This is a genomic window from Streptomyces sp. NPDC092370 (assembly GCF_044755265.1).
Taxonomy (GTDB): Bacteria; Actinomycetota; Actinomycetes; order Streptomycetales; family Streptomycetaceae; genus Streptomyces.
On the sequence record NZ_JBIVQO010000008.1, the window covers coordinates 230,116 to 246,359 of the forward strand.

The 16,244-nt window shown below is 68.8% G+C and carries 18 protein-coding genes; 13 read left to right on the forward strand and 5 right to left on the reverse strand.

Features of this window, described 5'->3' with window-relative positions; genetic code table 11:
- Positions 1–27 precede the first annotated feature (27 nt).
- From ACIQHQ_RS24595 to ACIQHQ_RS24610, 4 genes are all read right to left on the reverse strand, one after another.
- Entirely contained in the window at positions 28–285 is a 258-nt protein-coding gene (locus tag ACIQHQ_RS24595; RefSeq protein ID WP_402615061.1) for a hypothetical protein, read from the reverse strand.
- The gene (locus tag ACIQHQ_RS24600; RefSeq protein ID WP_402615064.1) at positions 282–629 is read right to left on the reverse strand and encodes a hypothetical protein; all 348 of its coding nucleotides are present in this window, start codon (positions 627–629) and stop codon (positions 282–284) included. Before ACIQHQ_RS24600 ends, ACIQHQ_RS24595 begins: the two co-directional genes overlap by 4 nt.
- 86 nt (positions 630–715) lie before the next feature.
- Positions 716–1,582, reverse strand: a complete 867-nt coding sequence (locus ACIQHQ_RS24605; protein WP_402615347.1) for a helix-turn-helix domain-containing protein — start codon at positions 1,580–1,582, stop codon at positions 716–718.
- Positions 1,583–1,784: 202 nt separating this feature from the next.
- Positions 1,785–2,237, reverse strand: a complete 453-nt coding sequence (locus ACIQHQ_RS24610; RefSeq protein ID WP_402615067.1) for an ATP-binding protein — start codon at positions 2,235–2,237, stop codon at positions 1,785–1,787.
- A gap of 155 nt (positions 2,238–2,392) precedes the next feature.
- Here ACIQHQ_RS24610 and ACIQHQ_RS24615 point away from each other — a divergent pair, with 155 nt between their 5' ends.
- Entirely contained in the window at positions 2,393–3,268 is an 876-nt protein-coding gene (locus ACIQHQ_RS24615) for a helix-turn-helix domain-containing protein (RefSeq protein WP_402615069.1), read from the forward strand.
- The gene (locus ACIQHQ_RS24620; RefSeq protein ID WP_402615072.1) at positions 3,265–3,468 is read left to right on the forward strand and encodes a DUF397 domain-containing protein; all 204 of its coding nucleotides are present in this window, start codon (positions 3,265–3,267) and stop codon (positions 3,466–3,468) included. The genes ACIQHQ_RS24615 and ACIQHQ_RS24620 overlap by 4 nt, the downstream gene beginning before the upstream one ends.
- Here ACIQHQ_RS24620 and ACIQHQ_RS24625 read toward each other — a convergent pair.
- Positions 3,465–4,871 (reverse strand): S41 family peptidase, encoded by a 1,407-nt coding sequence (locus tag ACIQHQ_RS24625; protein WP_402615074.1) that lies wholly within the window; start codon positions 4,869–4,871, stop codon positions 3,465–3,467. The genes ACIQHQ_RS24620 and ACIQHQ_RS24625 overlap by 4 nt on opposite strands.
- Positions 4,872–4,995: 124 nt before the next feature.
- Between ACIQHQ_RS24625 and ACIQHQ_RS24630 the strand changes: the two genes are divergently transcribed.
- The 11 genes from ACIQHQ_RS24630 to rplB all read left to right on the forward strand — a co-directional run bounded on the left by ACIQHQ_RS24630 (position 4,996) and on the right by rplB (position 16,242).
- Positions 4,996–5,691 carry a hypothetical protein gene (locus ACIQHQ_RS24630; RefSeq protein ID WP_402615077.1) on the forward strand — a complete coding sequence of 232 codons (696 nt, stop codon included), beginning with the start codon at positions 4,996–4,998 and terminating at the stop codon, positions 5,689–5,691.
- Positions 5,692–5,739: 48 nt separating this feature from the next.
- On the forward strand, positions 5,740–6,387 hold the full coding sequence (locus ACIQHQ_RS24635) for a hypothetical protein (RefSeq protein ID WP_402615080.1): 648 nt from the start codon (positions 5,740–5,742) through the stop codon (positions 6,385–6,387).
- Positions 6,388–6,393: 6 nt separating this feature from the next.
- Complete coding sequence (locus ACIQHQ_RS24640) at positions 6,394–6,852, forward strand: hypothetical protein (protein ID WP_402615083.1); 459 nt, start codon at positions 6,394–6,396, stop codon at positions 6,850–6,852.
- A 51-nt stretch (positions 6,853–6,903) separates the two neighbouring features.
- Positions 6,904–11,595 carry a DUF6531 domain-containing protein gene (locus ACIQHQ_RS24645; protein WP_402615086.1) on the forward strand — a complete coding sequence of 1,564 codons (4,692 nt, stop codon included), beginning with the start codon at positions 6,904–6,906 and terminating at the stop codon, positions 11,593–11,595.
- Positions 11,596–12,573: an SUKH-3 domain-containing protein gene (locus ACIQHQ_RS24650; RefSeq protein ID WP_402615089.1), complete on the forward strand. Its 978-nt coding sequence runs from the start codon at positions 11,596–11,598 to the stop codon at positions 12,571–12,573.
- A 96-nt stretch (positions 12,574–12,669) separates the two neighbouring features.
- Complete coding sequence (locus ACIQHQ_RS24655; protein ID WP_402615092.1) at positions 12,670–13,056, forward strand: hypothetical protein; 387 nt, start codon at positions 12,670–12,672, stop codon at positions 13,054–13,056.
- 255 nt (positions 13,057–13,311) lie between these two features.
- Positions 13,312–13,620: a 30S ribosomal protein S10 gene (rpsJ, locus tag ACIQHQ_RS24660; protein ID WP_003948644.1), complete on the forward strand. Its 309-nt coding sequence runs from the start codon at positions 13,312–13,314 to the stop codon at positions 13,618–13,620.
- A 17-nt stretch (positions 13,621–13,637) separates the two neighbouring features.
- Entirely contained in the window at positions 13,638–14,282 is a 645-nt protein-coding gene (rplC, locus tag ACIQHQ_RS24665) for a 50S ribosomal protein L3 (protein ID WP_102909540.1), read from the forward strand.
- A gap of 7 nt (positions 14,283–14,289) precedes the next feature.
- Positions 14,290–14,946 carry a 50S ribosomal protein L4 gene (gene rplD, locus ACIQHQ_RS24670; protein ID WP_402615095.1) on the forward strand — a complete coding sequence of 219 codons (657 nt, stop codon included), beginning with the start codon at positions 14,290–14,292 and terminating at the stop codon, positions 14,944–14,946.
- Positions 14,946–15,365 (forward strand): 50S ribosomal protein L23, encoded by a 420-nt coding sequence (gene rplW / locus ACIQHQ_RS24675; RefSeq protein ID WP_402615097.1) that lies wholly within the window; start codon positions 14,946–14,948, stop codon positions 15,363–15,365. Before rplD ends, rplW begins: the two co-directional genes overlap by 1 nt.
- A 40-nt stretch (positions 15,366–15,405) precedes the next feature.
- A complete protein-coding gene (gene rplB / locus ACIQHQ_RS24680) occupies positions 15,406–16,242 on the forward strand; it encodes a 50S ribosomal protein L2 (protein ID WP_145867745.1) in 837 nt (278 codons plus the stop codon).
- Positions 16,243–16,244 lie beyond the last annotated feature (2 nt).

The window sequence follows — 16,244 nt, forward strand, 5'->3', positions numbered from 1 at the left end:
ACGGCAGGTGTGTTTCGAGCGGTCGGGTCAGAAGCCCAGGTACGTGATCTGGACGACGTAGATCCGCTCGCTGCGGACGACGACCTGATACGTGAACATGCCGCCGGGCACGATGACGTCGCCGACCTTCGGGTCGACGCTCTCATGCGCCTGTCCGTGAATGTGCAGGGCTTCGGCGGCCCTGACCAGCTCATCCGCCGTGCGTTCCACCTCCGCGAGGAAGCCGGCGGGAGCGGTTCGGGCCGCTTCCTCCGCGCCGAAGGCGTACTCCCACTTCCAGCTCACTCGCGGACTGCGTTCATGGCTTCGTCCAGGACAGCGCTCAGTTCACGCAGGGCCTCTTGCGCGATGGCGGGCTTCTCGTGCTCCAGGTTGCCCTTCGCGCGGGCGTAACGGGTGGACAGGTCAGGACGCCGGGCGATCTCGATGTCGCGGGCCCAGGTCAGCACCCAGCTCTGCACAGGGCTGAGGGACTGCCACTCGACCGCCTTGGCGAAGGCGTCGTCCTTCGTGGCCTGCATCTCTTCCAGACGGGCCGGATCGACAGCGGCGAGGGCCGCACGCAGGGCGTCAGGAGTGTGCTGAGGGCGGGGGGCCAGCTCATGTCCGTGGTCAGCCTGAGTGCTCATCGCGTCCACCTCCAGGGAGTGCCCCGGCCAGGCTAACCCGCTCGGTCGGCGGGGGAGCGAGGCGACATGTGTGGCCGTTGCTCGCCTCATGCGGCTTCCAGGAGTTCGGTTCGGCTGGATCGGCAGTCGCGGCAGTGGCCGGGCGCCGGTGCGCGGAACGCGCGGTCGCAGCCGTCGCAGGTCTGGAGGGGGTGCCGGGTGGGCGGCGGTGGCGCCTGCGGTGCCCCGAAGGGCGGTGGGGGCGGCAGCTGGGCTGTGAGGCGGTGGGCGAGGAGGGCGGCCGGGCGGTGGAGGGGCTCCGGTGGGAGGTCCGTCGTCAGGGCGTGGCGTACGGCGGCCGGGGTGACGTCCCGTTCGAGCCAGGCGGCGACCCCCGGGGCGAGGTGGGCCGTGTCGCACCCGGACAGGAGAAGGCGGGGGTCGTCCCGGCGCAGGCCGGCGAGGAGGTCGGTGGCCCGTTGGAGGAGGGCGGGGGCGGGGCAGGCCGGGCGCGGTAGCGCGGGGAGGGGTTTGCCGCCGGGCTGCCTCGTCCGCCTCCTCGGGGCCGGGCGCGGGGTGTCCGCACCGCTGTGGCCCGGCTGGTTGCAGGAGGTCGTGCGGGTGATGATCCGGCCGTCCGGGACGCGTTCGTGGGTGCGGCGCAGGTAGCCGTGGGCTTCGAGCTCGCGCAGGCCGGCGGCGATACGGGTGGTGCCCTCCGGGAAGCGGGCGGCCAGGGACTTGATGTCGATGCGGGAGCCCGCCGGGAGCGACTGGATGTGCACCGAGAGCCCGATCGCGAGCAGTGACAGCTCCGGGTGCTGGGCCAGGTGGTTGCCGATCACCGTGAAGCGGGTGGTGTGGCGGGTGTTGTCGTGCACCAGGCCGACGTGGGGATGCCGCCGGTTCGGGTGCTTCTTTCCGGCAACCCGGGTGTGGGCGTGCGCGGGCACGTTAGGGTTCTGCGTATCCATCAGGAAGTTGGAGCCTTCCTCGGTGGTCAGGCCCTCGCACTGGGATTGCCGTCCCGGCGGGGGCCGTCGCATGTCTGCGGTTGTGTTGCGCTGAGCGTAGGGCAGGCAAGGGCCCCGGAATCCAGCTGAGTTGGCGATGTTCACTCGCGAGGGTGAGGCGGCCCTGAGGCTGGGAGGAGGGGTGGGGTTTGGTCAGGTCCTTTCACCCTTGTGGTCCTTTGAGGAGGGCGCCTGTGCCGCCGGAGTGTGGGTTTTCAGGCTCCGGCGCGAGGTCGATCTCGGCCCAGACGGTCTTGCGGGGTGGCAGCCCCCGGGTGACGCCCCAGCGATCGGCGAGCGCGTCGACCAGGAGGAGACCCAGGCCGGGTCGTGCCGTCGGCAGCCGGTCGGCGCGGGTGTCCGTCACCTCGATGCGGAGGGTGCCGGCGACGACGTAGAGGAGCAGGCGGAAGTCACGGCCGGGGGCGCGGCCGTGCGTCGCGGCGTTGTTCGACAACTCGGCGATGACCTGCCGCGCCGGGTCCAGGGGCAGTCCCCAGGAGCGCAGTTGTTCCGTGGCGAGGAGACGCGCCAGGCGGGCCCCGCGCGGGGTGGGGGACAGCTGGAGGCTGAAGTTGCGGACAGGAGTGCCGAGTTCGGGGGAGTTCTGCTTCACGTCACTCAGCGTGGCCGTCCGCGCTTACCGTGAACAGTGACTCGGCGAGTGCGTACGGTGACTGTCCGGAGCTTGTCCGGCGTTGTCCGGGCTGTCGGGGCCGGGCGTACGGGTAGGGCGCCGGGCACGGTCGTACGACGGCGGAAGGGTGCGGGATGACGGTCGAGGCGGACGCGGGGCGGCTCAAGGGCGAGGCGGACGAGCCGGGTTGGGAGGTGGACCCGGACGACGAGTGGGGCGTCGCGGTCATCGCCACGGTCGGGCGGCAGCTGAAGCTGCGGCGTGAGGCGGTGGGGATGCGGGCCTCCGAGTTCGGGACGGCCGTGGGGTACGGCGAGGACATGGTCTACAAGATCGAGGGCGGGAAGCGGATTCCCCGGCAGGACTATCTGGTCAGGGCTGATGAGGTGCTGGGGGCGGGCGGGCTGGTCGCGGCGGCGTGGGAGGACGTGAAGAAGGTCCGGTATCCCAAGAAGGTGCGGGAGCTTGCCAAGCTGGAGGGGCAAGCGGTGGAGATCGGGGTGTATGAGTGCAACAGCGTCCATGGCTTGTTGCAGACCCCGGAGCATGCGCGGGCCTTGTTCGAGGCAGCGCAGCCGCCGTACGCGCCGGACGACGTGGAACGGATGGTTGCTGCCCGCATGGCCCGGCAGTCGGTCTTCCAACGAGACCCTGCCCCGTCGGTGCACTACGTCCTGGAGGAGGCGGTGCTGCGTCGACGGGTCGGGGGCACAATGGTGTGGCGACAACAGCTCGAACGGCTGTTGGAGGTGGGCCGCTTGCGCAACGTGACCTTTCAGATCATGCCGACCGAGACGGATGCTCACCCCGGGGTGGACGGCAAGATCGAGCTGCTGAAGTTCCCGGACGGTACGGCGGTGGGTCGCTCCGACGGAGCGTTCAGTGGACGGCCGACCAGTGATCCCAAGCAGCTCCGCATCCTTGAGCTGCGGTATGGCACCATCCGTGCGCAGGCTCTCTCCCCTCGGGAGTCGCTGGCCTTCATCGAGCAAGTGCTGGGAGAAACATGATCCGCAACGCTTCTGCCGGGGATACCTCCGAACTGGCCTGGTTCAAGAGCAGCTACAGCAGTGGCACGGACGGCAACTCCTGCGTCGAGATCGCCATAGCCCCCCACACCATCCACGTCCGCGACTCCAAGCACGCCACCCAGGGCCCCCGGCTCACGCTCACGCCGGAGGCCTGGTCGGACTTCGTGGCCTTCGTCTAGTCCTCGTTCCTCAGGACGCGCACCGCGCGGTCGAACGCCGAGTCCCGCTTCTTGGCGAACTCCTCCTTCGTGAAGACCGGTTCGGTCAGGTGGGGCGGGATGCCCGTGCCGTCGTAGGTCCGGCCCGACCGGTTCAGGAACTCCTCGTTCGGGAGGATCGCCGTCATCCCGTTCGGCAGGTTGCGCTGCATGACGTCGGAGAACACACCCTGGGTCGGCTGCCCGATGCGGACCGTGCCGCCCGGACGGTCGATCAGGGCCTGCGTGAAGGTCTCACCCGCGCTGACGGTCGTGCCCGAGGTCAGTACGGCGATGGGCCCGGTGTAGCGGGGCCCGGACGCCGGTACGACCCGGATGGGCTCGGGGCGGGTGTGCCGGTCCGGGTCGGTGGGGTGGTTGCGGGCGCGCTTGGCGTAGGCGACGTAGGGCTTGTCCGTGAGGCGTTCGGCGATGTGGATGCCGAGGGCGTCGGAGCCGCCGCCGTTGATGCGCAGGTCGATGATCAGGCCCTTGAGCCGCCGGGTGCGGTCCTTGGTGAGGATGGCGTCCAGGGCCTTGTCCAGCTCGGCGAGGTGGGCGGGGTGGGGGGCGTCCTCGGCGGTGTAGCCGGCGAAACCGGAGATGCGGAGGTAACCCCGGTCCCCGCCGCCGGAAAGGTCGGCGTAGGTGATCCGGCCGTTGGCGAAGTCCTGGCGGTACGGGGCGCCCTTGAGGTCGCGTTCGGTGATGAACTTCTCGACCTTGGCGTCGAGTTGGGGGCTGGGCATCTCGGTGCCGGGACGCACCTGGGCGAAGACCCGTTCTCCGTCCAGTACGGCGACATGGGCGTCGTACAACGGCCGGACCATGTCGCTGAAAATCTGGAAGAGCTCCTCACGGCCGGTGTCCGTGTGGACCTTCGGCCGGTACCGATCGCGCATGTGCTGCCAGTCCACACGTTTCGCCGCGAAGAAAGGGTAGTTCTCGGCGAAGGAGTGCCAGAAGACGTCGAAGGCGGCGCCGGGGTCCTTGGGGGTGGGGCGGGTGCAGTCGGCCGGCAGTTCCTGGATCCGCCGCAGCGAACGGTGTCCGACCGAGGTGTCGTAACCGAGGGTGGCGCGGTTCCCGCCGGGGCCGGGACGGACGGTCAGTGTGGTGCCGTCGGCGGTCGCGTAGGTGCCGGGGGCGGTCCTGCGGGCCGTGTCGCCCGCGATGCAGCTGACGGATGTCGTCTGGAACTCCTGGAGGGTGTCGCCGTCGAGGGAGAGGACCGTGCCGTAGCCGTCCATGCGCCAGAGGCCGTCGGTGCCCGGCCTGCCGGGGATGGAGGCGGCCGTGGCGGGTACTGCGGCTGCCGCGGCGAGGGTCAGGACCAAGGCGGTGGCGGTGGCGCCGGCGGTGCGCATGGTGAATTCCCCAGTCATGTAGTCGGCCGTGTGCCCCTACGGTGCCCGGGGGAGCGAGGCCGGGCCATCCGGTGGGCCGGTGGACGGAGGTGGGGGCAGCCCCCGCAAATCGAGTCCGTCCCAGGGCGGTGACACTGGGGGCATGACTTCGGACCCCGCCCGCGACGAGCTGGACCTGGACGCCATCGAGGAAGTGTGCGAGGCCGCCACCCCGGGGCCCTGGTTCGTCAGGAACCTCGACGACGACCACGCCATGAACCTGGTGGCGGTCAGCACGATGCAGGGCACGGACCGGGCCGAGCGATGGCCCGACTTCGACCACGGGGAACTGATCGCGGCCACCCTCGTCCAGCACCCTCGCTACGTCGACTGCGCCGACGGACTCTGGGACCAGAACGCCGTGTTCATCGCCATGGCCAGACAGGCGGTACCACAGCTCGTGGCAGAGGTCAGGCGCCTGCGGTGGCTCGTGGAATTCGGGGCGTGCCCCACGGCCGGCACGACAGGCACGGAGTTCGTCATGCCCCTCGACGACGAGATGCTCGTGTACTTCCGGGAGATGGTGGACGTCCTGGTGGAACGCGTCGGTATCCGCCGGGCGGAGGCGGTCGCCAGGATCAACGCCGTGTACGGGACGCGGGAGTCGGTTGCTTTCGGTGTGGGCCTCATGGGCCACGAGCTCCCGGAGTACTGGGCCTACGGGACCTACTACAGCCGGGACCACCGGGACCGTCTTCCCGTCGGAGACCCGACCGCCGACGCGGACATCGACTTCGGCACCCATCCCGTCCGCCCGGCACCTGTGAAGGACTCACCGTTCTGGACGCTGGAGGAGTAGTGGCACGATGTGCGCACACGTGATCGAGCGAACGGGGAGACCGGCGTCATGGCCCGCTACATGGAGACACTGACCGTCGAGCGGGGCGGTTTCCGGATCAAGGTGCCGGAGTCCTGGTGGGAGTTCGACGTACGGCCGGAGTCGCGGGACGACTCGATCCGGCGGATGGTGAGCGAGCGCGTGCGGCAGCGCCCGGAGCTGGAGCAGTACCGGGACGCGTACGTCGACTTCCTCCGGAAGGCCGCCGCGGATGCCTGGAAGTCGGGCGCGATGTACTGCGGCTGCATGGCGGAGAGCTTCGGCGGGGACACGCCGATCACGGGTTCGGTGACCGTCTCCCTCGTCGGCGGCCGCAACGAGCGCGGCGAGCCTTTGTCGAACGACCCCGCCGTCATCGCGAGCCAGCTCGCGGTCAAGGAGGCCAAGAGGGAGGGCGACTCCTGGCGGAAGGTCACGACCGTCGACATCCCCGGAGTCGGCCCGGCCGCGCGCACGCACGGCATCGAGGACATCGCCGTTCCCGGTGACGCGCTCGACCGGACCGTCCGCGCCGTGCTGATGCAGACGTACATCCCGGTGCCCGGCCAGGAGGGCAAGGTGGCCCTGGTCGCCGGAAGCAGCCAGGTCCTCGACCTCGCGGACTCCTTCTTCGACATCTTCGACGCGATCACGTCGACGTTCCGGTTCACGGGCTGATGCCCCGTGGAGGGGGACTGGGGGAGCGGTGAGGGCCAGCTGAGGCTGGATGACCCCGAGGAATGGGACGCCGCGTTCGAACGTGGTGAGGCGGGTCTCGGGACGGCGGTGATCGGCCTGGCGTTGCACTGCTCGCTGGCGGAGGTGTCTCCGCGGATCGTCATGGCGATGCGGTTGCCGGACGCCGGACAGCGGGGGTTCGCCTTCACGGCGGTTGGCCACGCCGCCCGTCTGAACGGGGAGTTGAGTCCGGAGCTGTACGCGGCCCTGCGTGCGGAGGGGCCCGGCGGCATCGCCGAGCACCCCAACAGGGACACCCTCACCTTCGTGCCGTTCCGGAAGCTGCCGCCGTGGTTCAAGCGGCGGTGGGTGTATGTGGCGGTGCGGGACAAACTGCAATCCTGGTGGCTGCGGTGCGCGTACGCCGTCGAGGATGCCCGGCGGGCCGTACGCGGGCGCTCCTGACGTCGGCCACCGCAGTCCGCGCTACGAATCCCGCCTTTCCATCGAACTGCTGTGCCTTGTAAGTTCACGTGTGCATACGGTTGTTGCAGTGGATGTGCACGTGACGGGGGTTGCGGTATGGCGGGGCACAGGCCTTCGGACTGGCATGTCCTGGATCTGGACAAGGATCCGACGCCGGGTGACCCGCAGCGGGTGCGCACACTCGCGAAGCACCTGCACGACTTCGCCGACGATGTCTCCGACGCGCTGCGTCTGGTCAAGGGCATGGCGGGTGAGGGCACGCTCCTGGAGTGGGCGGGCAAGTCCGCGGACGTGTTCAAGGAGGACTTCGCGGATGTCCCGAAGAACCTCAAGAAGCTGAAGAAGTCCTATGAGATGTGCGGTGACGCACTGGCGGACTTCTGGCCGAAGCTGGAGCGGGCGCAGTCGCTGGCGGACAAGGCTCTGCGCAAGGGGCGTGAGGCCCGGGACAGCCTCTCCTCGGCCCAGTCCCGCCTGGCGTCGGCCGACTCGTGGGTGACACGGGCCGGCAAGGAGGCCGACAAGTACAAGGACGACCCGACCGGCAGCAAGTCCGACGCCGACAAGCCGGACGAGGCCAAGGTGCGGGCCGCGACCCGGGACGTGCAGCACGCCAAGTCGGCCCAGTCCAAGGCCCAGTCGGATGTCTCCGACGCGCAGGACGCGCTCGCCGCCGCCAAGAAGATGGCCGAGGACGCGCGCAAGATGCGCGACGAGGCCGCCCGAGAGGCCAAGTCGAAGATCGACGAGGCCTCGGACGCCGGTATTCAGAACCGGTCGTGGTGGGAGGACGTCGGCGACTGGTTCGTCGACAACTGGGACACCATCGTCGCGGTCTGCAAGGTCGTCGTGGCGGTCGTCGGGATCGTGGCGATGATCATCGGGGGGCCGATCCTGGGCGCGATCGTGCTGATCGCGGCCGCGGTGGTGCTCGCCGACACGCTCTACAAATACTCCAAGGGGCGGGCGTCCCTATGGGATGTGGGCCTCGCGGCGCTGGACTGCATACCGGGCATGAAGGGCCTGACGACCCTGGGTGGACTGGCCAAGGGGATGAAGGCCCTGGGCAAGGGCGGACTCAAGGCCATGGCGAAGGGGCTCGGGAAGAAGGGGCTCCGAGGGGAAGTCGATGACGCCGTAGCCAGCGCCAAGCCCGGTAAGGGGCGGTGCCTGAACGGCGACCCGATCGACATGGTCTCCGGCGAGATGTACATGGCCGAGACTGATGTCGAGCTCTCCGGGCTGCTGCCCTTGATCCTGCGGCGTACTCACTTGTCGTCCTACCGGGCCGGGCGTTCCTTCGGCCCGTCCTGGGCTTCGACCCTGGACGAACGTCTGGAGCTGGACGACCGAGGCGCCGTCTATGCCACTGAGGACGGAATGATCCTCCTCTATCCGGTGCCCGAGCCCGGCGCTTCGGTGATGCCGCAGGAAGGGCCGCGCCGGCCGATGCACTGGGACGGCGGCCCCGGGGCGCCGGTCACCATTACGGATCCACTCACGGCAGTCACCCGTCATTTCGCCGCCCCACGGCGGCCTGTCGCCGGCGACGAGGCGTTCTCTCTCCTCCTCGTCGCCCTGACCGACCGCAATGGCTACCGGATCGACATCGACCGCAGCGCCGACGGCACGCCGGTCGCCGTGCGAGACTCCGGAGGCCGACACGTTCACGTGGACACGGAGAACGGGCGGGTCACGGCGCTGAGGCTGCGCGATCCGGAGGCCGGCTCCGAGGGCACGTTGCTCAGGCGCTTCGACTACAACCCCGAAGGTGATCTCACCGAGATCCGTGACTCAAGCGGTCTCCCGCTGAAGCTCACGTATGACGATCATTCCCGCATCACCTCCTGGACCGATCGCAATGGCTACTGGTACCGCTTCACTTACGACGACCAGGACCGCTGCGTAGCCGGTGAGGGCACCGACGGCCTCCTGCGGTGCACCATTGCCTACAGCACCGACAACCGTGAGACCCGCTACACCGACGCGTCGGGCAACACGACGACATATCGCTGGAACGAGCTGTACCAGATCGTCGCCGTGACGGACCCTCTGGGGCACACCACCCGCTCCGAGTGGGACCGGTACGACCGGCTGCTCACACGGACGGACGCATGCGGCCGTACAACCCGCTACACGTACGACGGAACGGGTGCCCCAACCGCCGTCACCCGGCCCGACGGCAGCCAGGAGACGGCCGAGAACAATGCGTGGGGGCAACCCGTCGCCGTGGTCCAAGCCGATGGTCACACATGGCACCTGGAGTACGACGAGCACGGCAATCTGATCGCCGAGACCGATCCCGCGGGAGCCCGAGTCAGCTACCGGTACCGGGCCGACGGCGCACTCACCGAAATCACTGACGCGCTCGGTCGTCTCGCTGTTCTGGAGCCTGACGCAGCGGGGCTGCCCCTTACGGCCACGGATGCCGAGGGCGGCATCACACGGTACAGCCGTGATGCGTTCGGAAGGGTGGTCGCTCAGGTGGGCCCCGACGGGTCCGTCACGAGGATGAGCTGGAGCCCGGAAGGTCGTCAGCTCGCGCTCGACCTGCCCGACGGCAGCACGGAACGACGCCGCTACGACGCTGAGGGCAACCTCGTTGAGCACGTCGACGCACAGGGCCGGGTGACTCGCTTCGAGTACGGCGGCTTCGACCTGCTCCTGGCGCGCACGGACCCCGACGGCTCGCAGGTGCGGTTCGCCTACGACGGCGAACTGCGCGTCACCTCCGTGACCAACCAGCAAGCCTTGGCTTGGGAGTACTTCTACGACGAGGCGGGCCGTCTGGTCCGGGAGCGGGATTTCGGCGGCCGGGTCCAGTCCTACCGCTTCGACGCAATCGGGCGTCTTATCGGTCAGACCAACGGCGCGGGCCAGTCCATCGAGTATGTCCGCGACGACCTCGGCAAGGTGACGGAGCAACGTACAGCCGAGGGCGTCACACGCTACGAGTACGACGCCCGCGGGCAGGTGCGCCGAGTGGTCGGTCCCGGGGCGGAACTGACCTACGAGCGTGATGCCCGGGGCCGGATCCTGGCGGAGACCTGCAACGGAGCCACCGTGCGCTCGGCCTACGACGTACTGGGCAGGCGCGTGAGCCGCGTGACCCCGTCGAACGCGGTGAGCATGTGGGAGTACGACGGGCGGGACCGGCCCGTACTGCTGAGGACGGCCGGACGAACCGTCGCGTTCGCCTACGACCAGGCGGGGCGTGAGACCGAACGGCGCGTGGGCGGGGTCACGCTGAGCCAGACCTGGGACGCGGTCGGCAGGCTGAGCTCTCAGACCCTGGCTGCTGCCGGTCCGGTGAACGGGCCTGTTCCGGTGGAGGAACCCGAGCCTCTCCAGCACCGCGCTTACCGTTACCGGCCTGACGGAACGGTCGCCGCGATCACCGACATGCTGCAGGGTGACCGCGTCGTCGATATCGACGGTCACGGCCGAGTCGCCGCTGTGCGGTCGGCGGACTGGTCGGAACGCTACGCGTACGACGCGGCCGGCAACCTCGCTGAGGGGGAGTGGCAACCCGCGTCGCCCGCCCGCGTGGTACCGCCGGGAGGGCACGTACCGCTCCGGCGGGTCGGGGACATCGGCTATGAGTACGACGACCAAGGCCGGGTCGTCGTCCGGCGGAAGAAGCGGTTGTCCCGGAAACCCGACGTATGGCGCTACACCTGGGACAGTCAGGACCGTCTGGTCGCTGTCATCACCCCGGACGGAACGGAGTGGACTTACGCGTACGACCCGTACGGCCGCCGCATAGCCAAACGGCGGCTCGGTCCGGACGGCGAGACGGTGGTGGAGGAGACCAGGTTCGTCTGGGACGGCTTCGTGCTGGCCGAACAGGTCACCAGGTCCGTCGACGAGGCCCCCCGGTGCACTGTGTGGGATTGGGAGCAGGATCGCTTCAGCCCGATCACACAGATCGAGCGAGTGGCGTCGCCGGACGTGTCGCAGGAGTGGATCGACCACGAGTTCTACTCCATCGTCACGGACCTGGTCGGGACCCCCACCGAGATGGTCACGGAACCCGGGGAAGTGGCCTGGCAGGCGCGGACCACGGCGTGGGGGGCGCCACTTCGATCCGCGGGTCCGGACGGTGCGTACTGCCCGCTGCGCTTCCCTGGGCAGTACGACGACCCCGAGACGGCACTCCATTACAACTACCAACGCCATTACGACCCGGAGACGGGACGGTATGCGTCCCTGGATCCGCTCGGTCTGTCTCCCGGGCCGAATCCGCGGACCTACGTGGCCAACCCGTTCACGGCCGTCGACCCCTTCGGCCTCGCACCTTCCTGTGAGGATGCGGCCCGCAGTGCCGCCGAGCGTCGGGCGGACGTGGAACAGCAGCGGCCGGGAGCAAGCAAGAAGACCAGGCCCACGAGTGCTGCGGGACTGTCGGTTCCAGGGCACGAGACGCCTTTCCACGGCGCCAGCATCAAGGGTGGGGGAAGCCACAACCTCCACCCTGACGTGCAGGCTGCTTATGATCGGGTCCCGGACCACATCAGGGAGCAGGTCGGTGGCGCGCATTCGAGGTGCGGCGAGGCCGAGGCCCTTTCGCACGCCATGAGGGCGGGGGTCGACCCCCGAGGCGGGGTGATGGCGGCAGTGGAGGTTCGCGCGCCGGGCAATCCGGTTCACGGCCAACCCAAGCCGGCCTGCCCGTCGTGCAGGCATGTTCTTGAGGAACTAGGCGTTCGGACGGTGTTGTAAGTGAGCGACGGCTACACGCGGGACTGGTCCCCGCAGACCGAAGACGTGCTGCGCCGCGCGGGCTGGCGTCCTGGGCGCTCGGTACCGACCGTCACCTGGGAGTCGGTCCTGAACGAGCGTGGAGCCTTTGTGGCCCACGACGCGGCACGCCGGTTCCTCCGCGAATTCGGCGGGCTGGTGACCTACGGCTGGCCCGCCGATTCGATCACCACGTCGTCCGCCATCCGGTTCGATCCCCTCCGCGCCCAGTGGCAGGACGAGCACTTCGCGAGGGCCGGCCGGGAAGCGGGAGCGCTCCTCTACCCCGTAGGCACGGCGGACGAGGGCGCCAGTTTCCTGGGCATGACCGAGGACGGAGCCCTTCACCTCGTGAGGGGAGACCGTGTGGAACCCCTTGCCCCGACCACCGACGGGGCGCTGGTCCGGCTGGTCGAGACCCAGGGCGCCCGGTCCGCTCTCTGGAGGCCCGGCGTTCCGACGGCCGAAGCTCCTTTCTGGAGTCGACTGCATACGGTGGGTACCGGTCCGGACGCCGGGTCCCGCTGGCCGGAGGAGACCGACCGGGTACTGCGTGCCGGCGGCTGGTTCCCGGGCAGGTCCGTTCCCACGGAGACGTGGGAAAGCATCCTTCTGCAGACCGGCGAGTTCGAGATGCACGACGCGGCACGGCGTTTCCTGGGGGAGTTCGGCGCCGTAGGCGTTCCCTACCGTGAGCCGTGGGACTCGATGCCGTGGATGGAGTTCTCACTGGACCCGCTGCTCGCCGTCTGGGACGCGGAGATCATCGACGATCTCGCCGAGCAGGCGGGTGCCGACCTGTACCCGATCGGCATGCGCGACCGCGGGAATCAGTATCTGGCCATGGCGGAGGACGGCTCGGTCTATGCCGGCATGGACAGCGTCTGGCTGCTGGCTCCCACACCCGACGAGGCCTTGCAGAAGCTCACGAGCAGAATCCAGCCGACGGCGTCCTACTGAACGACGGCTGGTAGGAGAGGGCGGTAGGGCGTGGTGTGACCGCTGGGAGGAGCACGGCTGTGCCTCGACGCCGCGGGCCGTTCTCAGAGCCCGGCCGTGAACGCCATCGACGACACCCTCGACTACGTGCCGTTCCGGAAGCTGCCGCTGTGGCTCAAGGGGTGGACGGTCGTGTCGGCGGTCCAGGACAAGCTGGAGACCTGGCGGCTGGAGGCCGCCTACGCGGTCAGTGACGGCTGGAAGGCCCTGCGGCGACGGCGCCGACAGAAAAACCCGGCTGCGGGGCCGAGCGGGATGCCGCACACGGGCCCGGGGCGCGAGCCCCCGTTTGACCTACGTCACCCCCGGGGTATTCTCCTCGGCTCGATTGGCGTCGGCCCTGCCCCATATGGCAGACTGTCCGAGTTGCTCGGTCGAGTGTTGATGCTGCGCGCCTCCCGCCGGGGGGACCGGAAGCGAGTCCCACAGTACTCGTCGCCCTAACTGCCACCACGGCAGCGCTGGGGCGGACGTACGGGAATCTTCCGGGAAGTGTCAGTGCGGCACCGGCCAGGCACCCGGTGGCCTTCTAGGTCCCGGTCTGCGGTTCCGGAAGGGCCGTGCGCAATCCCTGCAGGGATGTTCGAACAAGGGGCATCTGTGTCAGCGGAAGAGCGACACGCCCGACCGCGTGGGTCGGAGAGAAGGGCTGGAACGCCGGGTTCCAGAGCGTTACGAGAGACAGGACTACTAGTAGCCATGGCGGGACAGAAGATCCGCATCCGGCTCAAGGCCTACGACCACGAGGTCATCGACTCTTCGGCGAAGAAGATCGTCGAGACGGTGACGCGCACTGGTGCGTCGGTCGCAGGCCCGGTGCCGCTGCCCACTGAGAAGAACGTGTACTGCGTCATCAAGTCGCCGCACAAGTACAAGGACTCGCGCGAGCACTTCGAGATGCGCACGCACAAGCGCCTGATCGACATCCTCGACCCGACCCCCAAGACCGTTGACTCTCTGATGCGACTCGACCTCCCGGCCGGTGTCGACATCGAGATCAAGCTCTGAGGGCTGGTGATCTGAGAATGGCTAAGCAGATCAAGGGCATCCTGGGCGAGAAGCTCGGCATGACGCAGGTGTGGGACGCGAACAACCGTGTTGTTCCGGTCACCGTCGTCAAGGCCGGCCCCAACGTCGTCACCCAGGTCCGCACGAACGACACCGACGGCTACGAGTCCGTCCAGATCGCGTTCGGCGAGATCGACCCGCGCAAGGTGAACAAGCCCCTCAAGGGCCACTTCGCCAAGGCCGACGTCACTCCCCGCCGCCACCTCGTCGAGATCCGTACAGCTGACGCCAGCGAGTACACCCTCGGCCAGGAGATCACCGCTGAGGTGTTCGAGGCCGGCATCAAGGTCGACGTGACCGGCAAGAGCAAGGGCAAGGGCTTCGCCGGTGTCATGAAGCGTCACAACTTCAAGGGCCTCGGCGCCGGACACGGCACCCAGCGCAAGCACCGCTCCCCCGGTTCCATCGGTGGCTGCGCCACCCCGGGCCGTGTGTTCAAGGGCCTCCGCATGGCGGGTCGCATGGGCAACGAGCGGGTCACCACCCAGAACCTGACCGTCCACGCCGTTGACGCGGAGAAGGGTCTGCTGCTCATCAAGGGCGCGGTTCCCGGTCCGAACGGCGGCCTCGTCCTGGTCCGCACCGCGGCCAAGGGGGCCTGAGGTACCGATGAGCACTGTTGACATCCTTTCGCCTGCAGGCGAGAAGACCGGTAGCGTCGAGCTCCCCGCGGAGATCTTCGGCGTGGAGAAGATCAGCATTCCGCTGATCCACCAGGTCGTCGTCGCGCAGAACGCCGCTGCCCGCCAGGGCACGCACAAGACCAAGCGTCGCGGTGAAGTCCGTGGTGGCGGCAAGAAGCCGTACCGCCAGAAGGGCACCGGTCGCGCCCGTCAGGGTTCGACCCGCGCGCCGCAGTTCGCCGGTGGTGGCGTCGTGCACGGTCCCGTGCCGCGTGACTACTCGCAGCGGACGCCCAAGAAGATGAAGGCTGCCGCGCTGCGTCACGCCCTCACCGACCGGGCCCGCCACAACCGCATCCACGTCGTCTCCGGCGTCATCGAGGGTGAGAACCCGTCGACGAAGGCCGCTCGGACGCTGTTCGGCAAGATCTCGGAGCGCAAGAACCTGCTCCTGGTCATCGACCGCGCCGACGAGGCCGCGTGGCTGTCCGCCCGCAACCTGCCCCAGGTCCACATCCTGGAGCCGGGCCAGCTGAACACGTACGACGTTCTCGTCTCGGACGACGTGGTCTTCACCCAGGCCGCCTTCGAGTCCTTCGTGTCCGGCCCGAAGGCCAATGACACCGAAGGGAGCGAGGTCTGATGGCCATCCGTCACCCCGCAATCGCCTCCAAGGCGGCGAAGAAGGCCAAGGCCGCGCGCGTCGCCAAGGCGCGCCGCCACGCCGCCGAGGGCAAGAACACCGTCGAGACCCCGCTGAGCAAGTCCTTCACGGACCCCCGTGACGTGCTGCTCAAGCCGGTCGTCTCCGAGAAGAGCTACGCGCTCCTCGACGAGGGCAAGTACACGTTCATCGTCGCCCCGAACGCCAACAAGACCCAGATCAAGCAGGCCGTGCAGTCGGTCTTCTCGGTCAAGGTCACCGGGGTCAACACGATCAACCGCCAGGGCAAGCGCAAGCGCACCAAGACCGGTTTCGGTCAGCGTGCCGGCACCAAGCGCGCGATCGTGACCCTCGCTGAGGGCGACCGTATCGACATCTTCGGCGGTCCGACCGCCTGAGGGCGGTCCGGATCGTCCGATATCGGACGAGGACTGAGAAATGGGAATCCGCAAGTACAAGCCGACTACGCCGGGCCGTCGTGGCTCGAGCGTCGCCGACTTCGTCGAGGTCACGCGGTCCACGCCGGAGAAGTCGTTGGTCCGCCCCCTGCACAGCAAGGGTGGCCGTAACAACTCCGGTCGTGTGACCGTCCGCCACCAGGGTGGTGGCCACAAGCGCGCCTACCGCGTGATCGACTTCCGTCGTCACGACAAGGACGGCGTGCCGGCGAAGGTCGCGCACATCGAGTACGACCCCAACCGCACCGCGCGCATCGCGCTGCTGCACTACGCCGACGGCGAGAAGCGCTACATCCTCGCCCCGCGCAACCTGCAGCAGGGTGACCGCGTCGAGAACGGTCCCGGGGCCGACATCAAGCCGGGCAACAACCTTGCCCTGCGCAACATCCCGGTCGGTACCACGCTGCACGCCATCGAGCTGCGTCCGGGCGGCGGCGCGAAGTTCGCCCGCTCCGCCGGCGCCTCCGTGCAGCTGCTCGCGAAGGAGGGCTCCATGGCCCACCTGCGCATGCCGTCCGGTGAGATCCGCCTGGTCGACGTGCGCTGCCGCGCCACCGTCGGCGAGGTGGGCAACGCCGAACAGAGCAACATCAACTGGGGTAAGGCGGGCCGTAAGCGCTGGCTGGGCGTTCGCCCGACCGTGCGTGGTGTGGTCATGAACCCGGTGGACCACCCGCACGGTGGTGGCGAGGGCCGTACCTCGGGTGGTCGTCACCCGGTGTCCCCCTGGGGCAAGAAGGAAGGCCGTACTCGTTCGCCCAAGAAGGCGTCGAACAAGTACATCGTCCGCCGCCGCAAGACGAACAAGAAGCGCTAAGG